This is a genomic window from Streptomyces sp. NPDC012769 (assembly GCF_042901205.1).
Lineage (GTDB): Bacteria > Actinomycetota > Actinomycetes > Streptomycetales > Streptomycetaceae > Streptomyces.
On the sequence record NZ_JBIBCP010000001.1, the window covers coordinates 910838 to 930808 of the forward strand.

The 19971-nt window shown below is 74.3% G+C and carries 17 protein-coding genes and 1 pseudogene; 7 read left to right on the top strand and 11 right to left on the bottom strand.

Annotated features, from left to right (window positions below; translation table 11 throughout):
- Nucleotides 1-19 precede the first annotated feature (19 nt).
- Together ACFY7C_RS04130 and ACFY7C_RS04135 are read left to right on the top strand one after the other, a co-directional pair.
- Complete coding sequence (locus tag ACFY7C_RS04130) at nt 20-1231, top strand: cytochrome P450 (RefSeq protein WP_389643392.1); 1212 nt, start codon at nt 20-22, stop codon at nt 1229-1231.
- Nucleotides 1228-2010, top strand: a complete 783-nt coding sequence (locus ACFY7C_RS04135) for a class I SAM-dependent methyltransferase (RefSeq protein ID WP_389643395.1) — start codon at nt 1228-1230, stop codon at nt 2008-2010. The genes ACFY7C_RS04130 and ACFY7C_RS04135 overlap by 4 nt, the downstream gene beginning before the upstream one ends.
- A 53-nt stretch (nt 2011-2063) precedes the next feature.
- Here the strand turns inward: ACFY7C_RS04135 and ACFY7C_RS04140 are convergent, their stop codons facing one another.
- The 4 genes and pseudogenes from ACFY7C_RS04140 to ACFY7C_RS04155 form a co-directional block, all read right to left on the bottom strand.
- Nucleotides 2064-3479: a protein kinase gene (locus ACFY7C_RS04140; RefSeq protein WP_389643398.1), complete on the bottom strand. Its 1416-nt coding sequence runs from the start codon at nt 3477-3479 to the stop codon at nt 2064-2066.
- 39 nt (nt 3480-3518) lie between these two features.
- Nucleotides 3519-4430 (bottom strand): glucose-6-phosphate dehydrogenase assembly protein OpcA, encoded by a 912-nt coding sequence (gene opcA, locus ACFY7C_RS04145; RefSeq protein ID WP_389643401.1) that lies wholly within the window; start codon nt 4428-4430, stop codon nt 3519-3521.
- 118 nt (nt 4431-4548) lie between these two features.
- A complete protein-coding gene (locus tag ACFY7C_RS04150) occupies nt 4549-5478 on the bottom strand; it encodes an NADP-dependent oxidoreductase (RefSeq protein WP_389643404.1) in 930 nt (309 codons plus the stop codon).
- 136 nt (nt 5479-5614) lie between these two features.
- Nucleotides 5615-6136: pseudogene (locus ACFY7C_RS04155) on the bottom strand (DoxX family protein); the annotation flags it as partial.
- Between the two features lie 204 nt (nt 6137-6340).
- Here ACFY7C_RS04155 and ACFY7C_RS04160 point away from each other — a divergent pair.
- The 3 genes from ACFY7C_RS04160 to ACFY7C_RS04170 all read left to right on the top strand — a co-directional run bounded on the left by ACFY7C_RS04160 (nt 6341) and on the right by ACFY7C_RS04170 (nt 8645).
- A complete protein-coding gene (locus ACFY7C_RS04160) occupies nt 6341-6982 on the top strand; it encodes an HdeD family acid-resistance protein (RefSeq protein ID WP_389643407.1) in 642 nt (213 codons plus the stop codon).
- A 211-nt stretch (nt 6983-7193) separates the two neighbouring features.
- Nucleotides 7194-7616, top strand: a complete 423-nt coding sequence (locus ACFY7C_RS04165; RefSeq protein WP_389643410.1) for a DUF350 domain-containing protein — start codon at nt 7194-7196, stop codon at nt 7614-7616.
- 168 nt (nt 7617-7784) lie between these two features.
- Entirely contained in the window at nt 7785-8645 is an 861-nt protein-coding gene (locus ACFY7C_RS04170; RefSeq protein WP_389643413.1) for a class I SAM-dependent methyltransferase, read from the top strand.
- A gap of 21 nt (nt 8646-8666) precedes the next feature.
- Here ACFY7C_RS04170 and ACFY7C_RS04175 read toward each other — a convergent pair whose 3' ends face one another.
- From ACFY7C_RS04175 to ACFY7C_RS04200, 6 genes are all read right to left on the bottom strand, one after another.
- Entirely contained in the window at nt 8667-9137 is a 471-nt protein-coding gene (locus ACFY7C_RS04175; protein WP_389643416.1) for a hypothetical protein, read from the bottom strand.
- Nucleotides 9134-10570, bottom strand: a complete 1437-nt coding sequence (locus ACFY7C_RS04180; RefSeq protein WP_389643419.1) for a WGR domain-containing protein — start codon at nt 10568-10570, stop codon at nt 9134-9136. Before ACFY7C_RS04180 ends, ACFY7C_RS04175 begins: the two co-directional genes overlap by 4 nt.
- 77 nt (nt 10571-10647) lie before the next feature.
- Nucleotides 10648-11526: an alpha/beta fold hydrolase gene (locus ACFY7C_RS04185; protein WP_389643422.1), complete on the bottom strand. Its 879-nt coding sequence runs from the start codon at nt 11524-11526 to the stop codon at nt 10648-10650.
- Between the two features lie 149 nt (nt 11527-11675).
- On the bottom strand, nt 11676-12218 hold the full coding sequence (locus ACFY7C_RS04190) for a hypothetical protein (protein ID WP_389643425.1): 543 nt from the start codon (nt 12216-12218) through the stop codon (nt 11676-11678).
- 98 nt (nt 12219-12316) lie between these two features.
- The gene (locus tag ACFY7C_RS04195) at nt 12317-13639 is read right to left on the bottom strand and encodes a hypothetical protein (protein WP_389643428.1); all 1323 of its coding nucleotides are present in this window, start codon (nt 13637-13639) and stop codon (nt 12317-12319) included.
- Nucleotides 13640-14042: 403 nt separating this feature from the next.
- On the bottom strand, nt 14043-15275 hold the full coding sequence (locus ACFY7C_RS04200; protein WP_389643431.1) for an ROK family protein: 1233 nt from the start codon (nt 15273-15275) through the stop codon (nt 14043-14045).
- A gap of 89 nt (nt 15276-15364) precedes the next feature.
- On the opposite strand from ACFY7C_RS04200, the gene ACFY7C_RS04205 reads away from it, so the two are divergent.
- The gene (locus ACFY7C_RS04205) at nt 15365-15937 is read left to right on the top strand and encodes a winged helix-turn-helix transcriptional regulator (RefSeq protein WP_389643434.1); all 573 of its coding nucleotides are present in this window, start codon (nt 15365-15367) and stop codon (nt 15935-15937) included.
- Nucleotides 15934-16872, top strand: a complete 939-nt coding sequence (locus tag ACFY7C_RS04210) for a ketopantoate reductase family protein (protein ID WP_389643437.1) — start codon at nt 15934-15936, stop codon at nt 16870-16872. The genes ACFY7C_RS04205 and ACFY7C_RS04210 overlap by 4 nt, the downstream gene beginning before the upstream one ends.
- A 37-nt stretch (nt 16873-16909) precedes the next feature.
- On the opposite strand, the gene ACFY7C_RS04215 is transcribed toward ACFY7C_RS04210, so the two are convergent.
- A complete protein-coding gene (locus ACFY7C_RS04215; protein ID WP_389643440.1) occupies nt 16910-19960 on the bottom strand; it encodes an alpha-mannosidase in 3051 nt (1016 codons plus the stop codon).
- Nucleotides 19961-19971: the final 11 nt, after the last annotated feature.

Sequence of the window (19971 nt, forward strand, 5' to 3'; positions counted from 1 at the left end):
TCGGACGATCGTCCATGACGTGCCCCTGAACGTCGCTCAACAGCCCGATCCGTACCCGCTGTTCGAGCGGATCAGGGCACACGGAGTGGTGCAGCGGGTTCGGCTGAATCCCACCCTTGAAGTCTGGATGGTCACCGGTTACGACGAGGCGGTGTCCGCGCTGACCGATCCCCGGCTGAGCAGCAGCCCCGCCGGGGTCAACGGCCTCGCGGAGGAGATGGCGCACCAGGAGCGGACCAACGTCCTGATGGCCAGCATGCTGGTGGCCGACGGGCCGGACCACACGCGGCTGCGCAACCTGGTCTCCAAGGCCTTCACCGCCCGCCGGATCGAGGCGCTCGCCCCGCGCGTACAGGCGCACACGGACGCCTTCCTCGACGCCTTCGCCGCGCGCGGAACGGCCGATCTGGTGGCCGAGTTCGCCCTGCCGCTGCCGATGGCCGTGCTCGGCGAGCTCATCGGCATCCCGGTCGAGGGCCGGCCGGACTTCGCCCGGCTCGCGGTGGGCCTGATCATGCCGCCGAACACTCCGGAGCGGCTCGCCAAGGGAGCCAGGGCGAGGGCCGAACTCACCGAGTTCTACGAGCCGTTGATCGCCCTGCGGAAGAAGGAGCCGCGCGACGATCTGCTCAGCGCGCTCTGCGCGGCACAGGCGGAGGAGAGGATCAGCGACCGCGAACTGACCGCGATGGCCATCCTGTTGACGCTGGCCGGGCACGAGACCACCGCGAGCCTGATCGCCAACGGCGTGCACGCCCTGCTGCGCCACCCCGACCAGTTCGCCGCGCTGCGCGACGATCCGTCGCTGCTCCCCGGGGCGATCGAGGAGCTGCTGCGCTACGAGGGTCCGGTGAGCCGCGGCGTCGCGCGCTTCACCACCGACACGTACGAGATCGGCGGCGTCACCATCCCGGCCGGAGAGATGATCATCATCGGCCTCGCGGCGGCCAACCGCGACCCGGGCCGCTTCGACCGGCCCGACATCCTCGACGTGGCCCGCCGCGAGATGCCGCAACAGCTGGCTTTCGGCCATGGCGTGCACTTCTGTCTGGGTGCGCCGCTGGCCCGAGCGGAGGCCCGCATCGCGCTCGGCACCCTGCTGCGCCGCTTCCCCGATCTGCGGCTGACCGACCCGGACGAGGACCTGACCCGGCGCGAGGGCATCCTGCGCGGGATGGCGACGCTGCCGGTCAGTTTCACTCCGGTGGCGCCGAGCGGCGCCGCCGCGTGAACGGCGGAGGGCCGGCCGGGGGCCGCACCGCCGCGTTCGACGCCATCGCGCCCACTTACGACGCCTCCCGGGGCGGGACCGCCCGGGCCGCCGTCTTCGCCGGGCAGCTCGCCCCGCTGCTCGACCCGGCCGAGCCGGTGCTCGACATCGGCGTCGGCACCGGCATCGTGGCGGCCGAACTGACCGCGCGCGGCCACCGGGTGTGCGGTGTGGACCTGTCCCCCGGGATGCTGGCCCACGCCCGCGAACGGCTCGGCGACCGCGTCGCGGTCGGCGACGCGGGCCGCCTTCCGGTGCGTACGGCCTCGGTCGCGCAGGCCGTGTCCACCTGGCTGCTGCACGCCGGGCCCGACCCGCGCGCGGTGTTCGGCGAGGTGGCGCGGGTGCTGCGGCCCGGCGGCCGCTATCTGGTGATCCCGGCCCGCGGCATGCGCCCCACCGACGACATCGGCCGGATCGTGGGCGACCTCGAGGACCGCCTCGACCCGACCGGCAGCCGGCAGGACGGGCCCGCCCTCCTCGCCCCGCTCGCTGCCGCCCACGGCCTGACCTACGAGGGCGCGAAGAGCGAACGCCCCACCGTCTTCCGGGTGTCCCCGGCGGACATGGCCCGCTCGATCGAGCACGGCCGCCTCTTCACCGGCGCCTGGCAGGTCCCGGAGGCGGACCTGGGCCTCGTCGCCCTGGCCTGCGAGCGGCTCCGCGCGCTCCCGGACCCCGAGCGGCCCCGGGTCCGGGAGATGGCCGACTTCGTGATGGTGTTCCGCCGCGGGACGTGAGGGGGCGGCGGCGGGCGGTACGGGTACGGCTCGGGGGCGGCTGCCGGTGGGCGCTACCGGCCCATGTCGACCACGAAGTACAGCCGGCCGCCCGCCGCGCGGAACACGGCCTGCCGCAGGGTGGGTCTGTCGTACGAGGACACGTTCGTGACCGGGATGACGCATCCCTGCTCCGTCGTGAGGCACTTGTCCAGGGCGGTCTCGATGGCCCCGCCCGCCGCCACGCCCTGGATCCGTATCATCCAGTCCCTGACCTGATCGAGCTCGGCGGTGCACAGATCGTCACATGCGTCGTCCTTCGCGTACGTCACCCGCTCCGAGTCCTGCGGGGTGCGGGACGCCGATTCCCGGGTGAAGCCCGTGGGGGCGGTCAGTGCATCGGCCGCGGCCCGGTTGGCCTCGTAGTCCTGGCCGGCGCCCGACCGATAGAGGGCGTAGCCGGTCACCGACGCCGCCGTGACCGCCAGCACCGCCAGACCGGACAGCACGGCCCGGCGACGCGGGGTGCTCCGGCGGGGCGCGGCGGCGGGCTCTTGGGCGGACGCCGGTCCGGCGGTCGGCCGCGCGTCCGGGTCGGGGGCGGCCGGGCTCCAGGAGGGGGCCGTGGGCGTCGGCAGGGAGGCGGGCGGCGCGACGGGGAGGGTCGAGGGCGACGAGGCGGCCCGGCTCAGCCGCGTCCGCAGCTGCTCCATGGTCAGGCGCGCGCCCGGGTCCTTGCGCAGCAGTCCGTCGAGCACCGGGCCGAGCAGCCCGGCCCGTACGGCCGGGGCCGGTTCCTCCGTGGCGACCGCGACCAGGACGGCGCTGGGAGCCGTGCCCTCGAACGGAGCACGCCCCTCCACGGCGGCGTAGAGCGTCGCGCCGAGGGACCACAGGTCCGACTCGGCGGTCGCGGGCAGCCCGCGGACCTGCTCGGGAGCCATGTACGCCGGTGTCCCCATGATCATGCCGGTGGCGGTGAGGGTGGCGTCTCCTTCGAGGGCGGCGATCCCGAAGTCCGTGAGGACGACGCGGTCGCCCTCCAGAAGGATGTTGGCGGGCTTGATGTCCCGGTGTGTGATCCCCATCCGGTGCGCGGCGTCGAGCGCGGCGGCCACCTGCCCTCCGATGTCGGCGACCTGCCGCGGCGGAAGCGCGCCGCGCGCGTCGACGAGATCGGCCAGGGAACCGCCGTCCACCAACTCCATGACGATCCACGGCCGTCCGTCAGGGCCGGCTATCCGGTCGTGGACGGTGATGATCCCGGGATGCTTCAGCCGGGCGGCGGCCCTTGCCTCACGATCCAGCCTGGCGATCCAGTTCTCCCGCTCGGCCTGCCCCAGATGCTCCGGCAGCCGCAACTCCTTGACGGCGACGTCCCGCCCCAGCTGCTCGTCGTGCGCCCGCCAGACGGCACCCATTCCGCCCTGCCCGAGGAGGTGGGTCAACCGGTAGCGGCCCGCGAGGAGTTGCCCGTTGTCGTCATTCACGAACGGACTATAGTCGGGGTTTTCGCCTGGCGTCGCGCGCTAGCGGCCGTGACGCAGGGCCGACTCGTAGGCCTCGTCGGGGTCCAGGCGGCGCAGCTCCTCCGCGATGAGTTCGGCGGTGGTGCGCACCTTGAGGGCCATGACGCGGCTCGGCTGGCCCGGGATGGCCAGGTGGGCGACCGGGCCCTCGGGGCGGTCGATGCGGATCTCGCCGTCGGGGGTGCCCATGCGGACGGCGGTGACGACGGGGCCGTCGGTGACGACCCGGTCGACCGGGACGGAGAGGCGCTGCTCGAACCAGCGGGCGAGGAGCTCCGCGCTGGGGTTCTCCGCCTCGCTCTCGACGGCCGCCGAGGTCACGGTCGTACGGGCCTGGTCGAGGGCCGCGGCGAGCAGGGAGCGCCAAGGGGTGAGCCGGGTCCAGGCGAGGTCCGTGTCCCCGGGCGCGTAGGAGGCGGCGCGGGTCGCGAGGGCGGCGAGCGGGTCCTCGACGGCGTAGGCGTCGGTGATGCGGCGCTGGGCGAGGGAGCCCAGCGGGTCACGGGAGGGGACGTCGGGGGCGTCGACCGGCCACCAGACGACGACGGGCGCGTCGGGCAGCAGCAGCGGCAGGACGACGGAGTCGGCACGGCGGGCGACCTCGCCGTGCAGGCGCAGCAGCACGGTCTCGCCGGCGCCCGCGTCGGTGCCGACGCGGACCTCGGCGTCGAGGCGGGGCTCGTTGCGGGCGCGGGGGGAGCGGGCGTGGCGCTTGATGACGACCAGGGTGCGGGAAGGGTGTTCGCGGGAGGCCTCGTTGGCGGCTTTCACGGAGTCGTAGGCGTGCTCCTCGTCGGTGACGATGACGAGGGTGAGGACCATGCCGACGGCGGGGGTGCCGACGGCACGGCGGGCCTGCAGGATCGACTTGTTGATCTTGCTGGAGTTGGTGTCCGTGAGATCGATCTTCATGACCGGCACCGGTTCCTTCCGTCGCGTGCGCGCATGTCGCGGCTCTCCCCCGCTCTCCCCGTAGCACCGGATCGGCTCCGGATCTTCCCCCAGGGTATGCGGGTGCGGTCTGCGACGTTCAGTGCTCGCCGAGGGAGAGGACGAGCTTGCCCCGCGTGTGCCCTTCGCTGTTCAGCCGCCAGGCCTCGGCGGCCTCCCGCAACGGCAGGACCTTCTCGACGAAGACGGTGAGCCGGCCCTCGTCGGCGAGCGCGGCCAGGGTCGCCAGGCCCATGCCGTCGGGCCGTACCCACACGTAGTGGCCGCCGAGGGCGGCGGCCCGGTGGTCGGCGACGGAGACCAACCGCTCCGGGGAGCGCAGCAGTTCCACGGAGACGTCCAGCGACTCGCCGCCGACGAAGTCGAGGGCGACGTCGACGCCGTCGGGGGCGAGCTCCCGGACACGGTCGGCGAGACCGGGTCCGTACGCGACGGGTTCGGCGCCGAGGCCGCGCAGGAAGTCGTGGTTGGCGGGGCTCGCGGTGCCGATCACACGGGCGTCGCGGGCGAGGAGGATCTGGGTGGCGAGCGAGCCCACTCCCCCGGCGGCGGCGTGCACGAGCACGGTGTCGCCCGCGCCGGCGCCGACCCGGTCGGCGGCCTGCAGGGCGGTGAGCCCGGCCAGCGGCAGGCCCGCCGCCTGCGCCCAGCTCAGGGCACGGGGCTTGCGGGCGAGCATGCGCACGGAGGCGGCGACCTGTTCCGCGTAGCCGCCGTGTTCGGCGCTGTCCTTGCGGATGTAGCCGAACACCTCGTCGCCCGGCGCGAACTCGGGCGAGTCGAGCCCGTTGCCGGTCACCACCCCGGCGATGTCCCAGCCGGGGATCATCGGGAAGTGGGCGACCATGATGGCGTCGAGTCCACCGGCGGCGAGCTTCCAGTCGACCGGGTTGACCCCGGCGGCCTCGACCCGCACCAGGACCTCGCCGGGCGCGACCTTGGGTTCGGGCAGCTCCGTGAGGACGAGCCGCTCGGGGCCGCCGTACGCGGGCATGGTCATCGCCTTCACGGCGTCACCCCTCCGTCTCGCGGGCGGTCCCGTGCTCGGGCTCGGGCTCGTCGGACGCGGGGCCGTCGGACGCGGGCGGGGCATGCTCCGCGCTCCGTACGGGTCCCGGCGCGGCGTCCGGTGCGGCATCCGGAGCGGTGTCCTCCTCGGGGGCGGCGATGGACTGGGCCCGGCGGCCCACGACGGCCGCGGCGGCGAGCGCCGTGCCGATGAAGGCGGTGGCGACCACCCAGGGGCGGTCGAGCACGTGGCCGGTGGCGTGGTCGAGGGAGTAACGGCCCGCTCCGGTGACGCCGATGGCGGCCGCGGTGAAGCCGAGGAAGGCCGGGTACTCGTAGCCCCCGCTCATGGCGAAGAAGCCCGAGGGGGCGTGCACGGAGACGGCGCCGGCCATGGCGCCCGCCGCGGCGGCGCCGGCCGCCGGGGTGGCGAGGCCCAGGGCGAGCAGGGCACCGCCGCCGGCCTCGCCGAGCCCCGCGGCGACGGCGCTCTGACGGCCGGGCGAGAAGCCCATCGCCTCCATGGCCTGGGTGGTGCCCTCGATGCCGCCACCGCCGAACCAGCCGAAGAGCTTCTGGGCCCCGTGCGCGGCGAGCACGGCGCCGGTGCCGACCCGTAGGACGAGCAGACCGAGGTCACGGCGGTTGAGAGCGGTCATGAGGGATCTCCCGGTAGGGACGCGGGCGCGGCGGTGGTGCGCGCCCTCCACAGTCGTCCTCCACTCTGCGCCGTGCGGACGCGCGAGCCGATGTGTTGTTCGTCCATATAGGTCACGTTTTGCGCCGTTCGCCCGGTACTGCTTGAGTGAGAGCGCTGGTATCGGCCCGACGACAGCGGGGCCGGAGAGGACGGGAGTACCGCCATGGCACAGACGCATGAACGCCCGCCGCACGCGGGGCCGCAGTCTCCTGATCCGTCTCCCGGTGCGCGGGAGGACCTGCCGCCCGGGCCGCTCGGCATGCTGGCCGGCAGCGCCTGGCAGGCGCTGCTGCTCGCCGGAGTCGCCGCGCTCGTCCTGGGCGTGCTCGTGCTGGTGTGGCCGGGTGCCTCCCTGGTCGCCGCCGGTGTGCTCTTCGGCCTGTACCTGCTGTTCAGCGGTGTGCTGCAACTGGTCGCGGCCTTCGGCACGCACGCCCGGACCTCGCTGCGGGTGATGGCGTTCATCAGCGGCGCCCTGTCGATCCTGCTCGGTCTGTTCTGCTTCCGGGGCGCGATGCAGTCGATCCTGCTGCTCGCGCTGTGGATCGGGATCGGCTGGCTGTTCCGCGGGATCACGCAGACGGTGGCGGCCGCCTCCGGCCCGGAGATGCCGGCCCGCGGCTGGCAGGTCTTCCTGGGGATCGTCAGCGCGCTCGCCGGTGTGGTGCTGATCGTCTCGCCGCTCGAGTCGGCGGCGGTGCTGACCCTGCTGGGCGGGATCTGGCTGCTGGCGGTCGGCGCGGCGGAGATCGTGACGGCGTTCCAGGTGCGCTCGCGCGCCCGGCACATTCCGCCGGGGGTCTGAGCGGGTCGCGTTCGGTCCTGTGAGCGGGTCGAGTTCGGCCCTCGCCGCGCTCGCCGCTCCGGCCGCACCCCGGTCGTCGGCCCGTCGTGCCGCCGGTGGTGCCGCCCGTGGTGCGAGGCCCGCCCGGCCGGAGCCGGCGGGCCTTGCGCTACATTTTGCCGGTCCTTGACCGCGATCATTCACGATCACTTCTCTCCGGAGCCGGCATTCCATGAGCGACATCGTCAACGGCCTGGGCCGGACGGCGGCCTACGGCGCCCTCGGCGTCGTCCTGCTGATCCTCGGCATCGTCCTGGTCGACCTCCTGACGCCGGGCAAGCTCGGCCGCCAGATCTGGGAGGACCGCAACCGCAACGCGGCGGTCCTGCTGAGCTCCGCGCTCCTCGGCATCGGCGGCATCGTCTTCACCTCGATCTGGACGACGTACGAGGACTTCGGCAAGGGCCTGGTGTCCACGGCCGCGTTCGGTCTGCTCGGGCTCGCGATGATGGCGGTGGCGTTCTGGGTGGTGGACCTGGTCACCCCCGGCAAGCTGGGCAAGACGCTGGTCGACCCCGAGCCGCACCCGGCGGTGTGGGTGACGGCCTCCTGCAACCTCGCGGTGGCGGCGGTCATGTCCGCCTCCATCGCCTGAGACCGGCACCCGACGGCGGCCCGCCCCGGCGGAGGGACGAACTCCCGACCGGACCGCAACAGAGCGGACCGCAAGAGACCGGACCGCAAGATCGGAGAAGCGCCGCGTCCGTCGGTCTTCCTAGCGTGGGACGAGTGAACGATCCCGCCCCGCGAAGGAGAGACCTCCATGGACGCGCGTGACAGCCACCGGCCCGACGGCACGGCCCTGCGAACCGCCCTGTGGCGGGCCCTGCACCTGACGGCCGACGCGCCGCCGTACGTCTTCGAGGACGAGCTCGGTCTGCGGCTCGCGGCCCCGGACGGGGACTGGCGGCGCCGCGCGGACATGGACCCGGCGGCCACCCGCCGCATGCGGGCGTCCATCGTGGCCCGCGCCCGCTTCGTCGAGGACCTGGTCGAGGAGCGGGTCCGCGAGGGAGTCGGCCAGTACGTGGTCCTCGGCGCCGGACTGGACAGCTTCGCCCAGCGCCGCCCGGAGCTGCTCGCCGGCGGGCTCCGCGTGTTCGAGGTGGACCGGCCGGGCACCCAGGCGTGGAAGCGGCGGCGGCTGGGCGAGCTGGGTCTCGGTGTCCCCGACGGGCTGCGACTGGTGCCGGTCGACTTCGAGTCGGGCGACTCCTGGTGGGAGCTGCTGGTGGCGGCCGGTCTCGATCCCGACCGGCCGGCCGTGGTCGCCGCCGCGGGCGTGACGATGTATCTGACGCGGGAGGCCACCGCGGCCACCCTGAAGCGGCTCGCCGGCCTCGCTCCCGGCTCCGTCGTCGCCCTGACCTTCATGCTGCCGCTGCCTCTGGTCTCCCCCGACGAGCGCCCCGCGCTGCGCGCGACCCACCTCGCCGCCGAGGCGGCCGGCGCTCCGTTCGTCGGCCTCTCCTCGCCCGAGGACGTGCTGTCGCTGGCCCGGGAGTCCGGCTTCCCCGAGCCGCGGCACGTCTCGTCCGCCGACCTCGCCCGGCGCTACTTCGCCGACCGCCCGGACGGCCTGCGCCCCTCCAGCGCCGAGGAGTTGCTGGTGGCCACCGTCTGAGTCCCGGCCTCGGGGCCGGGCTCAGTCGGGCGGGCCGGCCGGCTCCACCTCCAGGAAGCGGTGCCTGCGGGGGCCTCGGTAGAGCAGGGCGTCCCAGCCCAGGCGGGTGAGGGCGGAGGCGCAGGCGGTGAGGGCGGCTTCCTCCTGGTGGGCGGCGCCGGAGGCGGGCGGGCCCAGCCATTCGACGCGCGCGGTGCCGGGGCGTTCGCCCGGCGTGACGCGGTAGCCGGTGGCGACGCGGGCGCCGGAGGCGTCGACCGCCGAGGGGGGCTGCTTCGCGGCCTCCAGGGCCAGGGCCACCGCCCGTACCGGCTGTCGGCGTTCCCATTCGGCGGGCCGGGCGGCAGGGTCGCCGCCGCCCGGGCGGTTGGTCACGCGGCGGATCTGCAGCAGTCCTTCGAAGGCGGCCCGCACCTCGCGTGAGCGCTGTTCCGCCCCGTCCTCGGGCGGCGGCGGTCCGTCGCCGGTGGCCGCGTCGAAGCCGCCGCTCACAGCAGCCGCCTGATGTCGCCGCGGACCCGGTAGAAGCCACCGGAGGCCGGGTGCAGCGAGTCGACCACGTAGCGCGCGCCGGGCTCCCGGATGGCGCGCGGGAACTGCACGTTCCACTCCGGCTCGTAGCCTTCGGTCACCACGTGGACGCGGGTCCTGCCGCCCTCCTGGACGCACTCGACGACGACCGAGCCGGCCGGGACGGTCCGTACCGCGTCGACGGCGGCGACCGTGGTGGCCGGGGCGTAGGTGGGCAGCGCGGCGGCGAGCTTGATGTCCTGGGCGACCGGGACGGTGCCCTGCTGGGCGGCGGCGATGGCGGCCTCGCTCGCGTCCACGCACAGCAGCGAGCCGTCCGTGGTCACGAGGTAGAGGCGCTCGTCGCGGTACTGCATGGAGAGTGCCGAGCCACCGCCGGTGCCCAGCTTCCACAGGCGGGTGCCGTCCTCGGCGAAGCAGTACACGGACGAGGCGTTGTCGCCGGCGAAGACGAACCGGCCGCCGGGCGAGGTCGCACAGGAGTAGACGGGGCTGTCGCAGCGGTAGACCGCCTCGGTCCGGCCGTCCTTCTTGGAGAGGCGGTGCACCTTGCGACGTGAGGTGCCCGCGTAGACCGAGGCGTCCTCCTGCCAGCCGAAGAGCACCCCGCCCTCGGTGGGGGTGTGCCAGAGCTCGCCTCCGCCGTCGGGTGCGTACGCGGTGACGCCTCGGCTGTCCCCGTAGTGGACGGCGTGGGAGTCCGCCCGGACCATCCAGGCGTGCTCGCCGGGCCCGGAGCGCGCCCACTGGTGCTCGTCCTCGTGGTCGATGACGGTGAGCCGGCCGGAGCGGTCGGCGACGTTCAGCACGCCCTCGTGGATGTCGAGCCAGAAGATGTCGACGTCGGCGGCGATGTCGTACGCGGCGAAGGGGAGCTTGGACGACAGGTCGTAGACCCGGCCGTCGTCGCAGCCCGCGTAGATCCAGAAGTCGTCGGCCACCAGGCACTTGACGCCGTCGGGCAGGCTGAAGCGGGCCTGGACCTCGCCGGTGTGGCCGAGGGTGAAGACCTCGCCCGCCTGGTTGCCGACCCAGCAGCGCTCGTCGTCGACGTGGATGCCGAAGGCGGCGGAGCCGGTGCGGAAGCGCCACAGGACGGGGGCGACCGCACGGGCGGTGGACGGGGCGGAGCTGACCTCGCGGCGGGACACGGCGCGCGGGGCGCGCTGTCCCTGGACCGCCGGCGCGTACCCCTTGCGGACCTTCTCCCCTATCTTCTTCGCCGCCGCGGCCCTGGCCTTCTCGGCCGTCGGGAAGGTCGAGGTCTGCGACTGGCCGGCCGCGCCGATGCGTCCGTAACGGACCGACACCACCGTGCCGTCGACGGTCACTTCGTAGAACTTGTGGGCGCCGCCGCCGTCCTGGGACAGCTCGAGATAGGTCTTCGTCGTCATGTCGAGAACGGTAGGGGGAGCCACTGACAACGCCCCTTCACGCGACACCCGGCCGTGTCTGCCCGACCGACCGGGCGTCAGCCCGTCACGCGCTCGATCCAGGCGGTCAGGTCGGCGACGACCTCGTCCCGGTTGGTCTCGTTGAGCACCTCGTGGCGGGCGCCCTCGTACGTGCGGTACGTGACGTCGGTGAGGCCAGCCTCGCGGTAGCGGGAGACCAGCAGGTCGGAGAGGGCGAGCCGGCCGTTGAGCGGGTCGTGGTCGCCGACCATGACGTAGAGCGGGAGCCCGGCCGGGATGCCCGTGGGGGCGGCCAGCCGCCCGGCCGCGGCGCCCATGTCGGCCATGCCCTGATCGTCGGCGGCGAAGCCGCACAGCGGGTCGGCGAGGTAGCGGTCGACCTGCTCCTCGTCGCGGCTGAGCCAGTCGGCGTCGGTGCGGGCGGGCGCGAAGGCGGCGTTGAAGGCGTCGAAGGCGCCCCCGTTCCCGGTCCCGGCCTGCTGTGCGGCCCGCTCCGCGGCCGCCTCCAGGAGCGCGACGACGAGCCGGTCGACGGCGGTGGTGCCGGACAGGGCGACGCCGTGGACGAGTTCGGCGTGGTCGAGCAGGTACTGCTGGGCGGCGAAGGAGCCCATGCTGTGGCCGAGCAGGATCACGGGGAGGCCGGGGTGACGCTCGCGGGCGATCCGGGTGAGGGCGGCGATGTCGGCGACGAGGAGGTTCCAGCCGTCGGCGCCGAGGTGACCGGGGCCGGCGTGCATGGACAGGCCGTGACCGCGGTGGTCCCCCGCGTAGACGGCGTAGCCGAGCCCGGCGAGGTGCTCGGCGAGCGGCGCGTAACGGCCGGCGTGCTCGCCCATGCCGTGGGCGATCTGCACGATGCCGCGGAGCGGTCCGGCCGGCTGCCACGCGTGGACGTGGATCTCGACGCCGTCCTGCGAGGTGAAGGTGAACACGAGTGACTCCTGGTGCGCGTGCCGGGCCCGCGGTCCCGTCCCGGGGGCGACGCCGCCACCGTAGTGGTGTTCGGCATTGCCGAACACCACCGTCCGGCGGTGATCCCGGTCACGAGCGCCGTCGCGGCGCGCCTCGGCGCGGGACGGCTCTACCGACCGGCGGGGGCGCCGTCGGCGGGTGCCTCGTCGGCGGGTGCGTCGTTGACCGCGAACATGCGGGGCCCGGCGCACGGATGCTCGGCGAACCGGGAGGACGTCCCCCCGCCCAGGCTCACCCTGTCGCCCTCTCTCGCGAACGGCTTTCCGCGTGCGTCGTGGACGACGGCCTTGCCGTCCTGGATCCGGACCGTCCATCCGTGCCCCCAGGTGAGGGCGACGGTTCCTCCGTCGGCGTCGGACGTCACGGCCACGCAGTTCTTGTCCGTGATGACGAGCGTGCCCGCGAGAAGCCCCAGCAGGCCGGCCGTCGGGTCGCCCTTTCCGCGCAGGATCATCCGGGGCGGCGTCTCGGGGTTCCTGGCCGTGCCGGTCGTCCTCTCCTCGGCCGGGGCCGCGTGCGGTGTCCGGTCCGCCGGGGGCGGGTCGCCGAGCGATCCGCAGCCGGTGCCCCCCGCCAGTATCAGGATTCCCGTCGCGGCCGCCACGCCACGGCGCACGGTCCTTCTCGGCCGCATGTCGAGCTGGTCTGTCATCGCATCCCGTCCGTTCGCCAGACGCACGACTGGTGTGCGCTCCGGGGTGGGACGGCCGTGCCGCCGCACGGGTTCCGTACGGCGGCACGGCCGCTGCGTCAGCCGACTTCCAGCGAGACGCCCCAGGTGTTCAGCACGGTGCTGATCGGCACGTAGTTGACCCACCGTGAGCACAGGATGCCCGCGGCGTCGGGGGCGACGGAACCGCACGAGTAGGTCATGGAGCCCGCCGTGGTGTCCGCGCTGATGAGGATTCCCCGGGCCTGGACGCCGCCCGTCACCGTCTTGAAGATCGGGCCGCCGCTGTCGCCCTGGCCGCCCATGATCTGACCGGCCGGGGCCGCGACCTGGATGACGCCGACCCGGACCCCGTTCTCGTCCACGTAGACGTCGGAGTCGTCATAGACGGTGCCGCAGTGCTCGCCCGTGCTGGCGCCCGAAGAGCACACCGGGTCGCCCGGCCAGTTGGAGTACCAGCCCTTCACCAGGGACGTGGAGGTGGAGGAGTGGCCGCCACGGAAGACGCGCGGCGTGGTGGCGGGCGAGTCGGACGGGTCGATCAGCATCGAGTCGATGCTGTCGATCGTCGCGACGGACGCCCCGCCGGGAGCGATGGTCTGCCCGCCCCCGTCCCGCACGGCCAGGTTGCCGGAGCGGTCGCAGTGGCTCGCGCTGAGGAGTTTGCCCGTGGACCCGGCAAGGACGGCGAAACCGGTGGAACACAGGCTGCCGCCGTGGACGGTGCGGATGCCGCCCTTCCACGGCGGGGCGTCGTTGCTCCGGGAGAGCAGGGCGTCGCCGGCGACCCTCGCGACGCCGAGTCTCAGCGCGACGTCGGGGATGCGGGCCGCGTCGCGCAGCTCGGGCACGGGGTCGACGGCGGCCCGGGTGCGGGCGGCGACGCCCACCGTGACGCCGCTGCCGTCGGCGTTCAGCTCGCTCCAGGTGATGCCGAGGCGGGTGGCGGCGGGGTGGTTGAGCAGTCGGGTGCGGGCGGCTTCGGCCTCGGCGCGGGAGTACTTCGCCCCGGTGCGGATCGTGACGGTGACGCCGTAGGGGCGGCTGCCGGCGTACGCGGTGACGTCGGCCGGGGGCGTGCCCTTCCACAGGACGGTGATCGCCCTGCCCGGGTAGTCGGTCTCCTGCCGGGCGAATCCGCGGGCCGCCCCCAACTCGTGGAGTCGTTCCGCGACGACCGGGATGACGTCGTCGGCCGGGGCGGTGGCATCGAGCCCGGCGGGAGGCGGACCGGGTTTCACGGTCCAGGCGGAGCGGTCGAGGGGCGCGTAGGGGGCGGCGGTCTGCCCGGGCGGCGCGGGCGTGGGGCCGTCGGGCCGAGGTGCGGCTGCGCCGGGGGTGATCCCCAGGGCGAGCGTCAGCGCGGCCGCGCCGAGCGTTACGGGTATGAGTCTGCGTTTCACGTGTCCTCCGGGGCAGCACGGGCCGAGGAGAACAGCGCCCCCCGACGTGATCTCCGGCACCCTACGTCGAACATGCGTTCACGTCTGCTCCCTTTCGGGCCAACACGACGACCTCGCGGACCGGGGCGAGGAGGGCCTGGCGGAGGTCGCGGTTCTCCCGTGGATCCGCGGGCGACGAAACTCCTGCAGGTGGGCCAAGGGGCCGAGTCCACAACGGAGTTGACTCGCCGGTCCGGAACGATGCCCGGCGCGCCTCGGCGGGCGGCCGACGGTTTCACGCCAACCTCCGGAACGCGGCGGCCGAGGCACGCCAGGCCCCCGCATGAGTGCGACTCCTGCCGACGGAGGGTCAGCCGCCCGTCCGACGCGGGGTCATCGGCCCGCGCACCCCGGTCGGTGGCACTCAGGCCGGGGAGCTGCCGCCGTACGCCAGCGGGTCGGCCAGGATGTCGCGGAGGACCAGGGCGGCGGCGCCGCGGGCGGCGTCGGCGGTGCCGGTGGCGGCGCGGAGGCGGCCCCTGGTCGGGGTCCAGAGGCCGGAGACGGCCCGCAGGGCCAGCTCCGCCTCGGCGGCCGGGGCGAGCCAGCGCATCAGGCGCGGGTAGATGCCGCCGAGCACCACGGCTTGCGGGTCGAGCAGGTTGACCGCGCCGGAGACGGCGACGCCGAGCATGCGGCCGGCCCGGTCGAGCGCGGCGAGGGTCCGGGCCTCGCCCTCCTCCGCGCGGCGCACGAGGCCGTCGACCCCGCGGACCCCGGCGGCGCGCAGCAACGCGGACTGGCCCGCGTACCGTTCGAGGCAGCCGTTCGATCCGCAGCGGCAGCGCGGGCCGTCGGGGACGACGGTGAGGTGGCCGATCTCGCCGGCGAAGCCGTGGGCTCCGCGGAGGAGTTCGCCGTCGAGGACGAGGGCGCCGCCGACGCCGATCTCGCCGGTGACGTGCAGGAAGGTACGGATGTCGCCGAGCTCGCCGAACCACAGCTCGGCGAGGGCGGCGACATTGGCCTCGTTGTCGGAGGCGACGGGCAGGGCGGGGGCACCGGGCGGCCGGGCCGCGACAAGCGCGCGGGCGAACAGTTCGTCCGCGGGGACCCGGTTCCAGCCGAGGTTGGGGGCCTGGTGGACGGTGCCGCCGGCGACCAGGCCGGGCAGCGCGAGCCGTACGCCGGTGGGGCGCAGGTCTCGCGCGGCGGCCTCCGCGAGGACCTCGGCGGCGAGGCCGGCGGCCCGTCGCAGCACCTCGACGGGGGCGAGGACGCGGTTGTCGAGCGGCACGGTGCGACGGACCCGGTCGGCTCCGGTGAGGTCGGCGACGCAGACGCTCACGTAGTCGACGTTGAGCTCGACGCCGAGGCCGGCGGGCCCGGTGGTGGCCGGTTGGAGGACGGTGCCGGGGCGGCCCGCCTGGCCGCTGAAGGTCTTGCCCGACTCGACGAGCAGCCCGAGCTCCAGGAGCTGTTCGACCAGGGAGGAGACGGCGGCGCGGGTGAGGCCGACGCGGGCGGCGACCGCGGCGCGGGTCGTCTCGCCGCTCTCGTGCACGGTGCGCAGCACCAGGCTCAGGTTGTGCCGGCGCACACCCGCCTTGTCGGCCTTGGGTGCCGACGGCCGCTCGGGTCCCTGGGGGCTGGTCATCGTGCCCAGAGCCTAACCGGAGAGCGGCGGCACGGCCCGTACCCCATCGGATAGTTCGGTGACCGAACTCTTTGCGCTAGGGTCGGTCCATGACACTTCCGCGCGACTACGGCGGGCAGAGCTGCGCGCTGTCCCGCTCGATGGAGATCGTCGGCGAGCGATGGACGCTGCTGATCGTGCGGGACGCCTTCCACGGGGTCCGCCGCTTCGGTGAGTTCGCCGCGCACCTCTCCGTCCCGCGCGCCGTCCTCACCGACCGGCTCGCCACGCTCACCGGGGCCGGGGTCCTGGAGCGCCGGCCCGACACCGGCCGCCGCGAGGTGTACGGACTCACCGCCAAGGGCGTCGCCCTGTGGCCGGCCGTCCGCGCGCTCACCGACTGGGGCGACCGCTTCTACCCGGCGGAGGGCGGTCCGCGCCGCGTCTACCGGCATGCCGCCGACGACGCCCCGGTCCCGGCCGACGGCGTCTGTACGGGCTGCGGAACCGTCGTCCCCGTCGGCGACCTCGTCGTCACTCCGGGCGGCGGGGCCGCCCCCGCCGGTCCGGACGCCGATCCGGTGACGGTGGCCCTGGCCCGGCCGCACCGGCTGCTCACCCCGCTCCTCCCCCATCCCGCCCGTCCCGCCCGTCCCGCCCACAGAGAGGTCGTAGAACGATGAGGATCCTGGTCGTCGGCGCCGGTGCCACCGGTGGCTACTTCGGGGCCATGCTCGCCCGAGCCGGACAGGACGTCACCTTCCTCGTCCGGCCGGCACGGGCCGCGGCGCTGCGCCGGCGCGGCCTGCGGGTCGTGGGCAGGGACGAGGTGTGGCGGCTCGACCCCGTGCTCGTCACCGCGGACGAGCTCGCCGCCGCGCCCTCCCCGTACGATCTGGTGCTGCTCTCGGTGAAGGCCACCGCCCTGGAGGCCGCCATGGAGGACCTGGCCCCGGCCGTCGGGCCGGACACGGCGATCGTGCCGCAGCTCAACGGCCTCGCCCACCTCGACGCGCTCACGGCGCGCTTCGGCGCCGAGCGGGTGCTCGGCGGGGTCTCCAAGGTGGTCACGACCCTCGACGACGACGGCGACATCCTGCGGCTCGCCCCGCTCGCGCAGCTGACGCTGGGCGAGCGGGACGGCACCGTGTCGCCGCGCGTGGAGGCGATACGCAAGGTGCTCGCCGACGCGGGCGTCGACGCGCGCGTGCCGGCCGACGTCCTCACCGCCATGTGGCACAAGTGGGTCTTCATCACCACGATCGGCGCCCTCACCGCCCTCGTGCGGGGGACGGTCGGCGAGGTCAACGCGGCGCCGGGCGGTACGGAGCTGGCGACCGCCCTGCTCGACGAGGCCGCCGCCGTGGCGGCCGCGGCGGGCCACCCCGTACCGGAGGCGGAGCGCCGGGCCACCCTGGACGTGGTGACGGCCGCCGGGTCGCCCATGGTGCCCTCGCTCTACCGGGACCTGGCGGCCGGCCGGCCCACCGAGGTCGAGCACCTCTTCGGCGACCTGACGGCCCGCGCCCGCGCGCTGGGCGTACCGACGCCCCTGATGGACCTGGCGACCCTCCATCTGAGGGTCCACCAGGCCCGGGTCACCGCCCGAGAGCGGTGACCCGCCGGCCGCCGGTCAGCCGCGAATCAGCCGCGCATCAGCCGCGGGTCAGCCGCAGGGTGAGCAGCTGGAACGGGCGCAGGTCGACGGCCACGCCGTCGGCCCGCACCGCGAGCGCGCCCCCACGGGGCCGTTCCAGCAGGTCGCAGCCGCGCACGGCGGCGAGCGGGAAGCCGGCGGCGAGGCGGGGGCGGGCACGGCCGCCGCGCGACTCGTAGAGGCGGACCACGACGTCGCCGCTGCCGTCGTCGGCCAGTTTGACGGCGCTGAGGACGACGGCGTCGTCGTCCACGGTCACCAGGGGCGCCACGTCGGCGCCGCCGGGCACGCGCCGCTCGGGCAGGTTGATCCGGTAGCCCTCGCGGACCGCGTCGCCGATGTCCGCGCCCGGGACGAGGGCGTGCCGGAAGCGGTGGAGGCCCTGGTCGGTGTGCGGGTCGGGGAAGCGGGGGGCGCGCAGCAGGGAGGCCCGGACCGTGGTCGTGGTGCCCTGGTCCCCGGGTCGCACGGTCCGGGTGACGTCGTGCCCGTAGGTCGAGGCGGTGACCAGGGCGACGCCCCAGCCGGGCTCCTCGAAGTGCACGAACCGGTGGTTGCAGGCCTCGAACTTGGCGGCCTCCCAGCTGGTGTTGGTGTGGGTGGGGCGGTGCAGGTGGCCGAACTGGGTCTCGGCGGCGTAGCGGTCGGTGTGCAGGTCGAGCGGGAAGGCGGCCTTGAGGAACTTCTCGGTCTCGTGCCAGTCGACCTCGGTGTCGAGGTCGAGCCGCTTGGCGCCGGCGGTGAGGGTGAGGGTCTGGACGGCCGTGGAGGAGCCGAAGGAGCGGGTGACGCGGACGGCGGCGGTCTGCGGGGTGTCGGCGATGACGGTCAGCTCGTCGTGGTCGGTGAGGTCGGTGACGGTGTTGCGGTAGAAGCGGTCGACGTCCCAGGCGTCCCACATGTTGGGGAAGTCGGGGTGGAGCTGGAGGAGGTTGGCGGCGGCGCCGGGGGCGATCGTCTCGCGTCCGGTGTCGAGGTCGACGACGGAGACGACGAGTCCGCGGGCGTCCACGGTGACCCGGAGCAGCCCGTTGTCGAGGATGTGGCCGCCGCCGTCACCGCGCTCCACGGTGCAGCGGCCGTCGGCGGCGGACGGGGTGCCGGCCCGCCGGGCGCCGCCCGCGGGGACACCCGCGCGGGCGTGCGGGGCGCCGTTGAAGACCACTTCGGAGTCTTCGGAGTCTTCGGAGTCCCCCTGACCCGCGAGGGCGCGCTGGGCCCGGTCGACGATCGCGGTGAGCTCCTCGGCGACGGCGGCGTAGGTGCGCTCGGCCTCGCGGTGCACCCAGGCGATGGACGAGCCGGGCAGGATGTCGTGGAACTGGTGCAGCAGCACCGTCTTCCAGATGCGGTCCAACTCCTCGTACGGGTAGGGCAGTCCGGTTCGTACGGCGGCGGTGGCGGCCCAGAGTTCGGCCTCGCGCAGCAGGTTCTCGCTCGCCCGGTTGCCCTGCTTGGTGCGGGCCTGGCTGGTGAGGGTCGCCCGGTGCAGCTCCAGGTACAGCTCCCCCACCCATACCGGCGGATCGGGGTACTCGGCCTGCGCCTTGGCGAAGAACTCGGCGGGCCGCTCCCAGCGCACCCGGGCGGAGCCCTCCAGGTCGCGCAGCCGGGCCGCCTTGGCGATCATCTCGCGGGTGGTGCCGCCGCCCCCGTCGCCCCAGCCGGTGGGGGCGATGGAGTGCGAGGCACGGCCCTTGTCCTTGAAGTTCCGTACGGCGTGGGCGATCTCCTTGCCCTGCATGGAGCAGTTGTACGTGTCGATCGGCGGGAAGTGGGTGAAGATCCGGGTGCCGTCGACGCCCTCCCACCAGAAGGTGTGGTGCGGGAAGGAGTTGACCTGGCTCCAGGAGATCTTCTGGGTGAGGAGCCACTTCGAGCCGGCCTCCTTGATGATCTGCGGGAGCCCGCCGGCGAAGCCGAAGGTGTCGGGCAGCCACGCCTCCTGGTTCTCGACGCCGAACTCCTCCAGGAAGAACCGCTTGCCGTGCACGAACTGACGGGCCATCGCCTCGGACGAGGGCATGTTGGTGTCGGACTCGACCCACATGCCGCCGGCCGGGACGAAGCGGCCCTCGGCGACCGCCTTCTTCACCCGGGCGTACACCTCGGGCCGGTGCTCCTTGATCCAGGCGTACTGCTGCGCCTGCGACATCGTGTAGACGAAGTCGGGCTCGTCCTCCAGGAGGGCGGTCATGTTGGCGGTGGTGCGCGCCACCTTGCGTACGGTCTCGCGCAGCGGCCAGAGCCAGGCCGAGTCGATGTGGGCGTGGCCGACGGCGCTGATGCGGTGGGCAGAGGGCTCGGCGGGCGAGGAGAGGACGCCGGCCAGTTCGGCGCGGGCCCGGTCGGCGGTGCCGCTCACGTCCTGGAGGTCGATCGCGTCGAGGGCCCGTTCGACGGCGCGCAGGATCTCCCAGCGGCGGGCGCCCTCGACGGGCAGTTCGGCCATGAGCTCGCCGAGGACCTCCAGGTCGGCGACGAGCTCCCAGACGGTCTCGTCGAAGACGGCGAGGTCCATGCGGGCGAGGCGGTACTGCGGCCGGTCGCCGGCGGTGTCCTTGTCGCCGAGCCCGGTGGGCAGGAAGGGGTGGTAGTCGAGGATGACCGGGTTGGACGCGGCTTCGACGTGCAGCAGCACCTCCTCGCCGCCGACGGCGGGGGACGCGATCCGCACCCACTGGTTGCGCGGGTTGAGGCCCTTCACCGGGCTGCCGTCGGGGCGGTAGACCAGGCCCTCGCACTGGAAGCCGGGCATGTTGGCGTCGAAGCCGAGGTCGATTAGCGCCTCGACGGTGCGGCCCGCCCACTCCTCGGGCACGGTGCCGGAGACCGTGAGCCAGCTGGTGCCCCAGGGGGCGCCCCACTCGTCCCCCACCGCGATCGGGGTACGGGGCGCGGCGAGGCCCTCGGCGACGGGCACGGGTTCGTCCGGCGCGGTCCAGATGCCCACCTGGAGGGGCACGGACGCGGGGTACACGGCGGGGCGGATCCGTTCGTCGAGGACCCGCCTGAGCCGGGACTCGACGAGACTGCGGTCGTCATGCATGCGGAACTCTC